Source organism: Stenotrophomonas sp. Ker107b, from assembly GCF_053847245.1.
This window is the reverse complement of record NZ_JBSPHX010000001.1, coordinates 1,173,404-1,185,903: the sequence shown is the minus strand read 5'-3', so window position 1 is coordinate 1,185,903 and position 12,500 is coordinate 1,173,404. Positions and strand designations below refer to the sequence as shown.

The following is a 12,500-nucleotide window of genomic DNA, read 5'->3' as shown; positions in this document are numbered from 1 at the left end:
AGCTTTCACTATTCATCCATAACTCCCTTGGGTGTAGCGAGCGAAAGGTCCGGGCCGCTTGGAAATGGCTTCTCTCCCGGCGAAGTCGCTAGAAGTGTTTGCACGCCCGCGAGCCTGGCCTTCGCGTGATTAATCTGATTGATTCGACCTACGCTATTAGAGGACCTTGCCTCTGCAGCCTCAACAGTTGCGACAAGCTTTAGCTCAAGCGTCTGCAAATGGCGTCTATTCTCAGGCAGATTGGTAGCGGAAAGATGTCTGCAGCCAGAGAAACACTCCAAGTGCTTCGGGCACGGATCTACAGTGAAGCTGTTCAAGCAATGTCCGTAGGGGGTTGCATGAAATCCATCGGCCTCCGCCTTCAAGAATTCGAACGCAGCAGCGTCACCCTCACTGACCTGAATCTGCTTGAATGCGTTCACGATTGGTCCGCTAGCTCGGCCCAGCTGAATCATTCTCGCAACGGTGGAGGCCTTTTCTCCCAGTGTCGCTTCGACCCCATCTGGAAGCTCGAGTTGATCAAGCTCTTCCGCCAAGCTCCGATGATCATACTCGTAGCTCTGAGCCAGGCTACGACGGTTAAAGCGCTTTGAGATGATTGTATCCGCGACACCAAGCCTGAAGAGCTCAGTATTCTGCAGATGACGAAGAGAGTGAGAGGTCAGAACCAGTTCCTTGTCCGTTGTCGATTGGCCGTAGCGCTCAAACAGCGTGTCGCGGGATCTTTGCTCGCCTAGGCCACGATTGACTAAGACATCGTCTGGCCTACCAACGGCAAAATAGCGACTTACATCACAAATCCCCCCGTTTCGCTCCTCGCTAAGCGATCGCTTCGGGTGCAGAAAGAGGAACTCCCATGACGCGAGCTCGCGATCTTCCAGACGAAAAGGCGCGGTATCAGGCAACTTTGAAGCCGCCGCAGCACGTAGGTGACTCTCAAGCTCGCCGATCCTTACGAATGCGGAATGTAGATCGTGCCCGGCACTGCTAAATGAGATGGCATTACCATCTTCATTCCTTAGTGAGATAGCGCCCCGGCCCCCGCTCTCAATCCCTGCCATTCTACGAAAGTACATGCCAGCGGCTGCGCTTACCTCCACTTGGGAGTGGACACTCATCTGTTCTTGCAGACGTTGTATCTCAGCGAAGATCTCCTCCGAGTACTGTCTGCGACACCTTTCTACAAGACCCTTCTTCTGGACCTCACTCAAATTCAGCCAAAACGCATTTCCCGTAAGATAGGTGTAGATCTGCGTGACTGGGACCAAGTCACTTGGCTGGAAGTCTGGAAGAAGGCGCCCTGTATCGATCTGCTTCCTCAGGGTATTCCGAAGAGGATCGGTGATTGCCACAGCCCGTCCGAGCGTCTCTGCAACGATATCCTCGAACATCTTTGGGACGTAGTGACTTCTCTCGATGAGCACGGCGCTCTTTGCGTTCTTAGCCCGCTGCTTCTCGGCAAAATGCCGAATCATCATTGAGTGCGAGTAGCCGCCCAACTCGCCGGCCGGCCGCAACCTTGAGTCGTAGTAGTGTCTTTCTGTACGCCAATCTGCGGGGAGGAGAACAGCTTCGCCAATCCTAAATCCGGTAAGAATCATTATGCGGATAGCTGCGAATCTCAGTTCGTCCATGAACGTGAGAGGCTGCTCGGTCATCACGATCCTGACCAACTCCCAAAACGCGCGGCGCTCTGGCAGCCGCTCCGCCTTCTTGCGTTCCTCAAGCCCGTGCTTGATCTCCGATTGCGATCTTAAGAAGCTGGACCTCCGATGAGCCCGGGGTTGAAGGCGGGCCGATGCCAGGGCAGGGTAGAGCGGTCCCGAATCCGTCAAGTGATTGGTATCGAGCAGATCGTTGATCAGCCCGACGATCAAGTCACCGAGCTTGCCTGAGGCCTGAATATCTCTTCCGATAGCAACCGCGAGGGCTACGTCGTCAATTGTCGCTTGCCACGGCTCAATCATCGCCAGACAGGTCGCAATCACCCGCAGGGGGCGAACCACACTGTTGGCGACGTGACCTGAAGAGTTCCTCCGAACAAACAGTTGCTGCATCACTGCGGCTTTGATGAGGTCCTGCCATGATCTGGAAAAGGTCACAGAGGGCAGGGCTGGAAGCCCATTGGAGACACGCACCCCATTTAGCGCGCTCAGCGCAGCGGGATCTGAACAAAAGTGGCGTAGGCGGTGCGTGGGTGCGACGCCGCCTGAGAGGCTTGTCAGATCCCACTCATGGCTTTTAACGGCAGTCCCAGTGGACTCAAGGGGGATGTCCCAAGTCACACCGTGCGTTGCTGCCAGCGCCATCCCGTGATGAACAAAGGCCTTGAAATGGATGTTCATGACGGCAGCCCCTCAAGCTCGAATACGACTGCCTGAACTTCGGCGATAGTTCGTTCGAGCTGCAAGTACGCAGGAGAGACGACATCCCCACGAGAAGATTCATGAAAGAATCGCGCAACCTCACGCAGATCACTCAGGACCTTCAAATGCATCGGCAGGTTCTGAATCGGCATGAATTTCATACAGCCATAGCACGACAGGATCGGATTGTAGGGGCATGCAGGCTGTCCAGAAGTGCACCCTCCAATGCCGGCAATTGCTACTCCGTGAGGCGCCCCCCCGATCTGCTGCGAATCCTTCAGTAGCGCGAGTTCGTCTGCGCTGATAAACCTATCATGGGCAATGCGAGCAATCCGCTGATAAATTTCCGATATACCGAGTGCGGAATTGACCCTCTCGGCCTGATTAGCAGAGGTTTCGTAGTAGACAAGTGCGGTTGTAGTGTCTGAGTGGCCAAGGAACTCAGCCAGCTCATCATGACTTGCGCCGGCATCAACTAGGCGCTGGGCGGCCGTATGCCGGAGGTTGACCGCCGTCGCATCCAACTCAAGTCTAGTGCGGAGCAATGCGCTGATGTGGCGACTTGCTTCAAGGGCAGATTGGACGCCAAACAATCTTCCGCCACCATCCACGCCATCCGTTCGAAGTTGACGATCGATTTGAACGACGAGCGGGGTCCATTCGCTTTTCACGCGCCTGACAAGAGGTTTGTAAGCACTCGATGTACGTTGCTTCACCATCCGAAACGTGATGTACGCGGAGGCGAAGCAATCTGTCGAACAGTGGCGAATCTTTAAGTCGCGTAGCGAGAGCAATGCGATCTGGACGGGGCGCATTCCGAACTGATACGCGCAGAGCAACATCGTCGCCTTCCGCGCATCTTCAAACGTAAGTTGCCCCTTAGTCGACTCCTCCGCTGCGTCATCCAAGAATCGAACGATCAGTGCTTCGTCCTGGGCCGAGATAAAGGCTCTGCCGGATCGAACTACCGCATACTTGTCCTTGAAGGGCAGGGGAAGGGCAGATATCACGTCTTGATAGGTTTCAGACCACTCACCAATTCGATGCTTGCACAGGAGATGCAAGATTGACTTAGCACAAGAGTACGCATCGGTCGGCAGCGCCCGAGAGAAGAAGATCGACCAAAAGGCTCCAACCTCCACTGGCACAAGCGTCAGAAGTTCCGATAGGGCAGAGTCGCCTATAGCCTTACTTCCAAGCACGTACTTTACTGCCGTTGACGGAGCCAAGCCGTGCTCCAAAATGTTCTGGAAGACGTGCTTCATCAAAATTGCAAGCTGGTCCGATAGATGATCAAATCTAACGTTGATGACGCGACCATCGACGTAGACAGCGAAGACGGGCGCTGTAGTCGGATCTTGAATCGTTCGCTGCTTTTCGTCGAACTCGTCGTAGTAACGGATCATCGGAGGTAGAGCGGGAAGCTGGCCTACTATCGAGCAAATATTACGACCGGACCTCGAACGTGCATTTGTCTTTTTCAGCATGCTTCTCTCCCGGCGAGAGGGTACTAAGGTATCGCCCTCAATACCGCAACCCTTTCATCCAATGCATCGTTCCATACGGTAGACAGCCGATCCTCAAACACTGCTCTCGCGTACCGGATGGGCATTTGAGATTCCCTGGACCAGCCAAAGAAGGCTCTTAATTTTTGAAGTGCTTCATCCATTGAGTCTCCTTGCCTCAGGAGCTGATTGAGCCTGACCACAGCGCAGGTATGACGCAGGTCGTGCGGCGTTACCGTCGATCTCCCATTCCTATCAGTCAGCTCTTTGATCACGCTAGGAGGCAGGCTAGCGGAAATTTTCGCGAACATCTTTGTGAGGGACTCCGTGGATAAAGGAGTGTTCTGCTGCGTGTTCAGAAGGAAAGGGTGGCCAGGCTTTCCCCGATAGTTCTCAACATAGCACTGCACCATTCTTGCTAGAGAAGCACTCACCGGCAATTGTCGAATCGCGTTGAAGGACTTGATGCTTGGGCGCGAGTAGCGCGAGTCGATTTCATCGTCTGCGTACTGGTTGTTGGAAACATTCAACCAGTGGCGGATCCGCTGTTGACGGTCATCGAACGCGCTATTGATCACATCGGCCGATAAGAGCATCAACTCGCCGCGGCGAAGTCCTTGGTGAAGCATCAGCATGAACGCGATGTAGGCTAGCCACCGGCCATGCTCCCTTGAGAACGGATTGGTCCGGGATTCAGGGTCAAGCATCTCGTAAAGGCCTTCGATCACTACAGCGGGAAGAGATCGAATGTGGCTGGCCTGCTTTGCTTTTCTAACGTGTAGCTGGGCGTAGAGCGCAGACAGGCGATGAAGCTGGCCATTGATACGTCGCAATTTCCCGGCGGGCAAATTCGTCTTAGAAAGCCAAGTCACGACCGCGGTCACGAACAGCAGCCCGGTCCTCCAGCGCGATTCATCGGCTGACGTTGGCTCCGTCCGATTTCGGATCGATATGTACCAGGACTCAAGTATTTCAGCGAGGCGGGCTTCGTCCAGATCTCCAAGCGCGTCATCTAAAGAACAGGCGCCGAACAGGTCATCCGCGTGGCGATAAAGGCTCTCCACGTATCTGAGCCGCTTGATTTGCGTCGACGCTGCCAATCCAGAGCTGGTCATTGATGCCCAGACCGTAGCCCAGTAGCGGGGCAAATTGTAGCGATCATCAACGATCAAAGCTCCCCGCAGAGCGCTGGGCACCTGGGAACCAGTCAACTGTCTCAGCACAAATATGTCCTGCGAGGCCAACGCCATTTGTACTATTTGTCAGGCTGCTGTTGCAGTCAAATCATGGCAAGATGCCCGCCGGACGCAACAGCCCTAGAAGTACCACTTTTTCGCATAATGTATATTATGTTAAACGTCAGCCGGTACTACGCAGGCTTGATCCGCCTGCTGCTGGCATCGCTCTTGCCTCTCCGTGGTTCCAAGGACAAAGCGAGCATTGATGCATGTGCCAGTACCTGACCGGCCCCTTCGCGGGCTGGAGCGTCAGAGGCAACTACCTAGTCAGCCCTGACGGCGACCGCATGACCCCCGAACGGATTGCCGGGCTGGCATGGCGCGATCAGATGGAACTCAGGGTGGCCGGGTTCGCCTCCCGGCGCAAGGCCGAGGCCGGACAGCAAAAAGCCGGTCAGCGCCAGATGGTCAAGGTCGTCGTCGTAGACCTGGGCGACTTCCGAGACCGGCACTTCGGGCGGTCTGCGGGCTGAGAGCGTCTCCGTAGGGGCCGTGCCCCTACACCCCCTACAATCCGGGGACCACAAGGAGATGATATGACCACGTACGCAGACGCCCAAATCACAGCCGACTATATCGACGGACTGAGCGATGCGATCGCGCTGATGACGTTCATTGCGACGGATGCCGCACAGGTGGACGCGGCAGTACGCGCCCTGACAGACCTCGCCGCTGATCCAAAGAGAAACCCGAAACGGCGTGAGCTTCTTCGGCTGCTTGCGATGAAGCTACACGACCACCGGACGCGCGACGCCGATTGGAAAGCATCCATCGGCGCTACAGAGTAGTTGTCGGGCCGGTCACTGTTTCAGACGTGTAGCCCGCCGAGCGCGGGAACACGTCGGCGCGCTTGCCTGACTCAAAACCAACGACAGTCCCGGCGTCCACAGGTGTCGCATGCCCTTGCCTTCCCGCATCGTCCTGGCGCGCGGACTGTGTATAGGGGTGATAGACGTTGATCGGCAACGGACGCTCAATGACCGACTTGCACTCAGCCTGCGTCTGATCGATCTGGTAGCCGTCACGGTTGAAACACCGGCAACCACGCTCACTGGAAACACAACCGGCCAACTGAGGAACGCTGGGCGCGGTCAGTGAATAGTACTCACCAGTGGGAGGCGATTTGTCAGTGGCTTGAACCTCCTGCGGTTGCCCGATAGCTGAAAGACGTTCCGGCGCAGTCTCCGCTACGCTGCGCTGCGCCGGAGCGTCTTTTGCGGCAGACGGGACGAGGAACAGGTACAGGCCCCACAAAACAAGCGCGATCATAGGTGCCACGATCAGCCCGTTTCGTATCTTGGCGGGCAATTTGAACTTGTGGGCATCGGTATGCAGCGATGATGACTTGTAGACGCCGTAAAGGTCTTTCGGGTAGCTCCAGATCGACTCATCAGCGCCCTTACGCGCGAGCTGGCTGTATGGGTTGAGGACGCCCCGGGTAAAGGCGCAAAGGCTGGCGGACTGCAGCCCGAATGCGCGATTGAGGTGCCAGTGTGTACCGACCAGTCGGAATAGCTCGTTATCGATCTTGTCGGGCCACTGCGTGATGAACATCAGATCAAAGCCGCGATGCCGGTGTTCGTCCATGTCCTGGACAACCTGCAACGGCGACCGCCCCTTACCTTTGTACGAAGGGAAGCGCTTGTGCGCTTCATCGTAAACAACGAGCGCGCCATCGGGCAGCGTTCGCCAGTCGTCAGGTGCAGGCTCAACACCGGGCAACGTCAGACCCTTGATATCGCTGTAGACCGCACGACCCTTCCCCACCTCTTTCTTGATGAAGTCAACGGCGTAGAGCGTTTTGCCGTTGCCCGGCATGCCCGTAATCAAATAGATCATTTCGTGGCCTTCCCGATACCCACACCAGCGGCGGAAATCGCCATGCGTGCCATGATTGCGGAGCCGATGACACTGAGCCCCTCCCCTGCCCCGGACAACAGCGCCAGGCTCGCAAGATCGGCCGGCATTCCTTGCAGTTTGGAGGCGACAAGATTAAGCGCACCAAGGACGACCGGCATGATTGCGGCCATGCTGATGACGGACAGGCCTGCGCCGCCCAGCATGCGAGCGATGGCGTCACCGAAGAGAGATTGCAACAGCGCTTTCATGACTTAGCTCCGTTTCGCAGCCCAGCCAGAATGAAGACGGCCACCAGCGAGCAGACGGTTATCAAGAAGGGTTTGAGGGTGCTGGCGAAATCGCAGGCAGGCTGCCAGTCGAACTGAGCCTGACCCTGTGCACCGACGACGGTGATAGAGAACGTCTGTGGGGCCGGGCACGTGCCGCCACCGATCCCGCTGTTCCAGCCTTGCGGATCGATCTGCAACTCCGTCTCAGGCAATTCCTTATGTGGCTCGCCGTCGCTCTTGACCCAATCAATGAACTCGCAGACCACAGACGCCCAATTGCAGAAGCCGGGCCACGTGGACTCCATACGTTCGGGCTTTGTGGGATCGTCAGTCGGCTCCAAATCTGGCGCAGGTTCAAGCCCGTTGGCCTGCTCAAGCGACTTGCGGAGCTCATTCATGGAGTTCACGAGCTCGGTCGTTCTGATGGGCGCGCCGCTCTCTGGGTCTATCAGAATGGCATTTACAATCTGTGGGGAGCGTTTCATCAGCTCGCCCAAATCGTGATCAGGAACCGGCTCATCGAACTGCGAACCGCTGCCGTGATTGAAGGTGTTAGAGGTGACTGTACGGCGCGCCAGCGCGAGGCCGTCACCGCCTTTGTTGCAAGACACCATGATGAAACTGCCTTGAAAATAGGCAGAGTTGCAGTCCTTGAACTGGACCGAGGCGATCTGCTTTGCGCCTTCAAGGGTGGTAGTGCATCGAAGCGCGCCGCCGGTGGTGGCACACCACATCTGAGTGCCTGGCGGTGAATACGTGCCGTCCGCTGGCTTGACCACCTGCTGCTGCAGCTCATTGATCGCCCAGCCTGCACCATCGATGAGGCCTTTCGCGAGGCTGTACCAGCCGTATGCTGCACCACCGCGTTTGATCGCCGATTTCGCGAGATTACCGAGCGTGCCGGAAGGTAGATGCACGGGGACATTGAACTGTTTGACGCCGTTCTTGGTGCCTGTGTATGTGCCTTCAAGCAACGCGCTTGTGCGGACGCCGGTAGGCGTAGTCGCGGCGTAGCGAATAGAGGACGCGGTAACGCGGACACTGCCGTTAGATTGCCCTGTTGCAGAGAACACGGTCAGCACCAGGGCGATGCCGACCGCAAAGCCGATCAGTCGCCGAAGAGAATGTTTAGACCCATCAGTCCGACGCATAGAACTATCCAACCTTCCATATGACCTCCAAAGAAAAGGGGGCCGAAGCCCCCTCCCGATCAAGCAGGGATCAGCCGCGGATTGCGGACTGGATCCAGCTCCACGCCTTGATCGCGGCGTTCGGCAGCATCTTTGCCGCGCCGACCAGACCAACAGCAGCCACGATCCCGCCGAAGGCGGTAACAACACCGGAGACGTCGATATCCATTGCAATTCCTTTTCATCGTTGAGTGAGTTGGCCGAGCTTCTTCCAGCCCCAGCAAACGGCGAGAACAACGAACGCCATCGCTAGAATCTGTCCCGCCTGCTCGACCGATAGCGGGGGCAAAAGAGACGGCGCAGGCAACCACGCTTGCGTGATGCACTCCTTGCTGACTGCATCGAACTCGACGCAGTAAAGGACGTGTGCTTGCTGCGCCACGGATCAGGCCTTGACCGGTGCAGCGCCCGGCGCGGGCGACGGAGTGAGGAGACGGATACGGCGACCGAACTCCAGACCACCGAACTTGCTGTTTTCCAGCGACGTGGGACACAGGTCATATACGCCCGCCTTGTACGGCTGCTGGTCTTCATCCAGCGTCATCTTGAAAGGCAGCGGGTGGTCACCCGGGCGCAGTACTGCGGCCTTCTGCTCACGGAACACGGTGGCCGCTTTGCCCTCGCGGGCGGGGAACGAACGGACGGCGATGTTTTCGCTGATGACTTCGACTTTCATAATGGGATTACCTTCCAAGCGATGGTCCGGCCGAATGCAAAGGTCACTCGCCATGGGGACGGCCAGAACTCCCCTGTGAGCTTGTCGAAATAGCCGCCCTGGCACTTACGGATGTCGGCTTCAGTGCCGAGCGCTTCACGTGCCGATACGGGGGCTTTCCACCACCGCAGTTCGCGGCGGGATTCTGTGTCGAGGCCACCGCAACCATGCGTGCGAAATCCCTTGGGGAACGCAGCAGCAATGACGCTGGTGAACTTCGATGCGTACTTGGCGAGATACCCCACCGCGTTGCGCGCTTTCTCAATCTGGCTGCTGCCGTGCGGCCACCAACCGCGGTGATCGACCTTGCCGAAATAGATGCCCTTGGGTACCCAAATTAGGAGGTGGTAGTGGGGTCGGCCACGCTGGGTAAGCTCACCGACCCATAGGTAACGGAACACCTCACCCGCGAACCGTCTGGCCCGAGCAACAATTCCATTGAAGTGCCCCCGCATGCGTTTAAGTAGCTCGCTAACGTCACGAGGGCCGCTACGGCTTCCGTCTCGGTAGGTGAGCGTGAGCATGTACCACGCCCCACGGCGCGATCCCTTCTTGGCTTCTTGGTCATGGAGTCGTGCACTCGTGATTACGGACTTGCGCAGCCGTTGCGCCCGCGCCAGCAGCGGGTCGATTTCGATGGACAGACGGCCGTGCTTCGGCCCGTTGTCACTTGTTTTGTAATGGACAAGCCCAAGGGCCAGCGCTTCGCGCTGGCCCTCCGGGGTCAACGCGATCGGAGCCGCTGCGAGGTACGATTTGAGCGAAGCACCCGATGCGCGCTTATTGCGCTGCATGGCCTCTGAGGCCATCTCGGTGCGGCGTGCAGAGGCGTGCATCACGCCGATGGCGTCATCGAACGCGGCAAGCTCAGGACGCGGCGCAGGCGTCATACCTTCCAGCTTGATGCGGGCGTTCTTGCCGGTGCAGGCAGCACAAAGACCGCCTGCGAAGAAGTAGACGGTCGGCTCGCCGCAGAAGTTGCAATGGCCGCTCATTTCTTGCGCCTTTGCAGCAAGAAGCCGACGACGAAGATCGCTACGAGGCCGACGAAGAACGGCACCATCTCTGCGGGGGTCATGATCATTCGAACGGACCCCGGCCGCTGCGGATGTACCTGTAAAGCCAGATAAGTGCCGGGACACACAGGACGAGGATGAAGATCACCGGCGCACCTCGGCTGACGCCTGGGCGACGAATGCGGCGTCACGGATTGCCTTGGTGCCCTGCTCTTCCCGGCGGTCGATACCCCACGCAACGAGACGAGCGATTCCAACGATCACGGCGAGCGCTCCCAGCAGCCCGCAGACCAACATGATTCCGTCCATGCCCCTTCCCCCTCCCCTAGCCCCTAGATTCCCCGCCACGGCCTAGGGGGGCCGGGACGGGGTGTATCCACACGCGTGGATACGGAGCACTGTATAAACGGGCGTGGATGCCAATGTCAACAGGCGTGGATATGACGACCCAAGAAAAATTGATCGAAGGGCTGCGGCAGGCCTTCCCGGCTGAGTCACAGGCGGCGCTTGCCCGGCGCGCGGGCCTGAGCGTTCAGCGGTTCAACAACTACTGCACCGGCATCAGGACGATGGACGTGGACGCGGTGATTGGATGCGCTCAGGCGCTGGGATGGGACGTGCGAAAGGCCGTCGCAGACCATGAGATCGAGACGGCCCCTACCCCGCGAGTCAAGGCGCTATGGCGCAAGCTGGCGGCAACGGCGATGGTCGTAACGATCGCTACCGGAATGGCCGCATCGCCTACTGCCGCAACGGCTTTGACGGGTTCGGCTAAGACCGGAATGTATATTATGTAAAGACACTGGCGGCCGTAGTGAGGTACCCCGTGGGCCTGCTCAAGCTACTACTGGCGTCGCTCTAGCCTCATCGAGTCTCCACGGAAAAACCAGCATTGATGCACGGGCCACGACCTGACCGGCCCCACCTTGATCGCCATAGGCGTCGCCCCTACATGCCGTTACTTGCAGGCGGCGTACACCTTGTCGTCCATCTGACGACTAAGCTCAAACGAACGCTTGATGCCAGCTGCACGGTAAACCGCGTCCCGATGATCTTTGGCCGCTTGGCAGCGATCAGGCTCTTTGTACTGGCTGACCACGACACCCCTGACACCACCACCAGACGATGCCTGGTAAGACTGCCGTTGATCACGCTGACGCATGTCCTGCCGTATACGCTCCAGGCGCAGCTGGTTTTCGTATGTGTCGTATTTCGGCGTGGCATCCCACGTCTTTTGGGGCGCGCTGTTGGCGCACGGTGCAGATTGGTAACTGGTCTTCCCACCTTCAACGCACTTATGCACCTGCTGTGCAGATGCCGGGCCGGCAGCCATAGCGGCCAGCAACAGAATAGCTCTCACGTCCATGTAGCCCCCTATAGCTGAGGGCATCATAGCTCCCGCGGCCGTCACCGGTCACATCGAGCCGAGCAGCAAGGCTGCTGCCAGGCGCTTCACAGGACGCAAGCGGTTCAAGGGCGATGATGAGTATCAGCGTGATTACATGCGTCGACTCGACCGGATCAGCCTCAACGTGCTTCAGAACCTGCTTCATTTCGCCCCACTGATAACCGCAGCCATGACCTGCGTGACGGCGTTGATCTGGGTCGTCTACCTGAATTTCTTCCTGCGCAGCTACCGCCGCCAGCAGCGTCCTTCCATCCTGATCACGTCGGGCGCGGGCAAGGACCTGGATGCGCACTGCTTCGTGACCAATCTGGGGCTTGAACCGGTCTACCTGCTGGATGTGGTCATCGACCTGATTGAGCCTACTGGGAAGGTGGTCCGCGCGATCATTCCCGAACGCACAGAGCGTTGGAGCCAAGCGATTCCCGGCGACGACGACGATGTCCGCCGTGCGACCAACGTGGGTGCGCTCAGCAGCGGCGGCGAACGAGACCTGGGGCGATTCCGGACCTTGATCGAGCGCGCCAGCATGGAGAACCCCGACATCGCCGCCGAGAACGCCTTCACCAGTCTGGAAGTCACCGTGGTGACGGTCACGGCGAGCCAGGCAGAGCTGTGTGGCGCTTCGCGCTGCTACCGCATCGAGCAACGCGCCGGTGGCAACGCTCGACTGAGGGCAAGAACCATCAAAGCACGCCAGCTGCAGGGGTACTTTGCGCGCCGTAGCCTGACTCGCCTGTTGACTGACCAGTTGAAGTCCTTGGATACAGCGTAAATCCCATTCACGCCCCTCGTTGTGGTGGGTAGTCGGCACTGCCCTGCCCTCGAACCTACAGGCCGCTGACGATTGCCGGCCGCACTGTACCGACGGCCTGAGGTTGCGCCACGGCCACCCGGGCCACCCGGGCCGCTCGACCTCTCCCCGCCTTCACAGTT

15 protein-coding genes are annotated in these 12,500 nt (G+C 58.2%); 4 read left to right on the top strand and 11 right to left on the bottom strand.

Going from position 1 to position 12,500, the window contains the following annotated elements; all coding sequences use genetic code 11:
• Positions 1-8: 8 nt before the first annotated feature.
• From ACWV8V_RS05535 to ACWV8V_RS05525, 3 genes are all read right to left on the bottom strand, one after another.
• Positions 9-2,345, bottom strand: coding sequence for a hypothetical protein (locus tag ACWV8V_RS05535; RefSeq protein ID WP_455899144.1), 2,337 nt, complete (start codon positions 2,343-2,345; stop codon positions 9-11).
• Entirely contained in the window at positions 2,342-3,772 is a 1,431-nt protein-coding gene (locus ACWV8V_RS05530; RefSeq protein ID WP_455899143.1) for a site-specific integrase, read from the bottom strand. The genes ACWV8V_RS05535 and ACWV8V_RS05530 overlap by 4 nt, the downstream gene beginning before the upstream one ends.
• Before the next feature lie 104 nt (positions 3,773-3,876).
• A complete protein-coding gene (locus ACWV8V_RS05525; protein ID WP_455899142.1) occupies positions 3,877-5,067 on the bottom strand; it encodes a tyrosine-type recombinase/integrase in 1,191 nt (396 codons plus the stop codon).
• Between the two features lie 251 nt (positions 5,068-5,318).
• Here ACWV8V_RS05525 and ACWV8V_RS05520 point away from each other — a divergent pair, with 251 nt between their 5' ends.
• Positions 5,319-5,582: a DUF3653 domain-containing protein gene (locus tag ACWV8V_RS05520; RefSeq protein ID WP_455899141.1), complete on the top strand. Its 264-nt coding sequence runs from the start codon at positions 5,319-5,321 to the stop codon at positions 5,580-5,582.
• A 63-nt stretch (positions 5,583-5,645) separates the two neighbouring features.
• Positions 5,646-5,897, top strand: a complete 252-nt coding sequence (locus ACWV8V_RS05515) for a hypothetical protein (protein ID WP_346470670.1) — start codon at positions 5,646-5,648, stop codon at positions 5,895-5,897.
• On the opposite strand, the gene ACWV8V_RS05510 is transcribed toward ACWV8V_RS05515, so the two are convergent.
• The 7 genes from ACWV8V_RS05510 to ACWV8V_RS05480 form a co-directional block, all read right to left on the bottom strand.
• The gene (locus tag ACWV8V_RS05510) at positions 5,887-6,948 is read right to left on the bottom strand and encodes a zonular occludens toxin domain-containing protein (RefSeq protein WP_455899140.1); all 1,062 of its coding nucleotides are present in this window, start codon (positions 6,946-6,948) and stop codon (positions 5,887-5,889) included. The genes ACWV8V_RS05515 and ACWV8V_RS05510 overlap by 11 nt on opposite strands.
• On the bottom strand, positions 6,945-7,217 hold the full coding sequence (locus ACWV8V_RS05505; protein WP_346470668.1) for a DUF2523 family protein: 273 nt from the start codon (positions 7,215-7,217) through the stop codon (positions 6,945-6,947). Before ACWV8V_RS05505 ends, ACWV8V_RS05510 begins: the two co-directional genes overlap by 4 nt.
• Positions 7,214-8,389 (bottom strand): virulence factor TspB C-terminal domain-related protein, encoded by a 1,176-nt coding sequence (locus ACWV8V_RS05500; protein ID WP_455899139.1) that lies wholly within the window; start codon positions 8,387-8,389, stop codon positions 7,214-7,216. Before ACWV8V_RS05500 ends, ACWV8V_RS05505 begins: the two co-directional genes overlap by 4 nt.
• A gap of 70 nt (positions 8,390-8,459) precedes the next feature.
• Complete coding sequence (locus ACWV8V_RS05495) at positions 8,460-8,597, bottom strand: major capsid protein (RefSeq protein ID WP_346470666.1); 138 nt, start codon at positions 8,595-8,597, stop codon at positions 8,460-8,462.
• Positions 8,598-8,813: 216 nt separating this feature from the next.
• A complete protein-coding gene (locus ACWV8V_RS05490; RefSeq protein WP_346470665.1) occupies positions 8,814-9,104 on the bottom strand; it encodes a single-stranded DNA-binding protein in 291 nt (96 codons plus the stop codon).
• Positions 9,101-10,033 carry a rolling circle replication-associated protein gene (locus tag ACWV8V_RS05485; protein WP_455899607.1) on the bottom strand — a complete coding sequence of 311 codons (933 nt, stop codon included), beginning with the start codon at positions 10,031-10,033 and terminating at the stop codon, positions 9,101-9,103. The genes ACWV8V_RS05490 and ACWV8V_RS05485 overlap by 4 nt, the downstream gene beginning before the upstream one ends.
• Positions 10,034-10,303: 270 nt before the next feature.
• A complete protein-coding gene (locus tag ACWV8V_RS05480; RefSeq protein WP_455899138.1) occupies positions 10,304-10,468 on the bottom strand; it encodes a hypothetical protein in 165 nt (54 codons plus the stop codon).
• A gap of 131 nt (positions 10,469-10,599) precedes the next feature.
• Here ACWV8V_RS05480 and ACWV8V_RS05475 point away from each other — a divergent pair, with 131 nt between their 5' ends.
• A complete protein-coding gene (locus tag ACWV8V_RS05475) occupies positions 10,600-10,956 on the top strand; it encodes a DUF3693 domain-containing protein (RefSeq protein WP_455899137.1) in 357 nt (118 codons plus the stop codon).
• Positions 10,957-11,117: 161 nt separating this feature from the next.
• Here ACWV8V_RS05475 and ACWV8V_RS05470 read toward each other — a convergent pair whose 3' ends face one another.
• Complete coding sequence (locus tag ACWV8V_RS05470; RefSeq protein WP_455899136.1) at positions 11,118-11,525, bottom strand: hypothetical protein; 408 nt, start codon at positions 11,523-11,525, stop codon at positions 11,118-11,120.
• A 136-nt stretch (positions 11,526-11,661) separates the two neighbouring features.
• Between ACWV8V_RS05470 and ACWV8V_RS05465 the strand changes: the two genes are divergently transcribed.
• Positions 11,662-12,339, top strand: a complete 678-nt coding sequence (locus ACWV8V_RS05465; RefSeq protein ID WP_455899135.1) for a hypothetical protein — start codon at positions 11,662-11,664, stop codon at positions 12,337-12,339.
• Positions 12,340-12,500 lie beyond the last annotated feature (161 nt).

Coding starts and splice junctions, on each gene's coding strand:
- ACWV8V_RS05510 (WP_455899140.1), bottom strand. CDS start 6,948: ATGATCTATTTGATTACGGGCATGCCGGGCAACGGCAAAACGCTCTAC.
- ACWV8V_RS05470 (WP_455899136.1), bottom strand. CDS start 11,525: ATGGACGTGAGAGCTATTCTGTTGCTGGCCGCTATGGCTGCCGGCCCG.
- ACWV8V_RS05505 (WP_346470668.1), bottom strand. CDS start 7,217: ATGAAAGCGCTGTTGCAATCTCTCTTCGGTGACGCCATCGCTCGCATG.
- ACWV8V_RS05475 (WP_455899137.1), top strand. CDS start 10,600: ATGACGACCCAAGAAAAATTGATCGAAGGGCTGCGGCAGGCCTTCCCG.
- ACWV8V_RS05490 (WP_346470665.1), bottom strand. CDS start 9,104: ATGAAAGTCGAAGTCATCAGCGAAAACATCGCCGTCCGTTCGTTCCCC.
- ACWV8V_RS05515 (WP_346470670.1), top strand. CDS start 5,646: ATGACCACGTACGCAGACGCCCAAATCACAGCCGACTATATCGACGGA.
- ACWV8V_RS05485 (WP_455899607.1), bottom strand. CDS start 10,033: ATGACGCCTGCGCCGCGTCCTGAGCTTGCCGCGTTCGATGACGCCATC.
- ACWV8V_RS05520 (WP_455899141.1), top strand. CDS start 5,319: ATGTGCCAGTACCTGACCGGCCCCTTCGCGGGCTGGAGCGTCAGAGGC.
- ACWV8V_RS05500 (WP_455899139.1), bottom strand. CDS start 8,389: ATGCGTCGGACTGATGGGTCTAAACATTCTCTTCGGCGACTGATCGGC.
- ACWV8V_RS05535 (WP_455899144.1), bottom strand. CDS start 2,345: ATGAACATCCATTTCAAGGCCTTTGTTCATCACGGGATGGCGCTGGCA.
- ACWV8V_RS05480 (WP_455899138.1), bottom strand. CDS start 10,468: ATGGACGGAATCATGTTGGTCTGCGGGCTGCTGGGAGCGCTCGCCGTG.
- ACWV8V_RS05465 (WP_455899135.1), top strand. CDS start 11,662: ATGCGTCGACTCGACCGGATCAGCCTCAACGTGCTTCAGAACCTGCTT.
- ACWV8V_RS05495 (WP_346470666.1), bottom strand. CDS start 8,597: ATGGATATCGACGTCTCCGGTGTTGTTACCGCCTTCGGCGGGATCGTG.
- ACWV8V_RS05530 (WP_455899143.1), bottom strand. CDS start 3,772: ATGATCCGTTACTACGACGAGTTCGACGAAAAGCAGCGAACGATTCAA.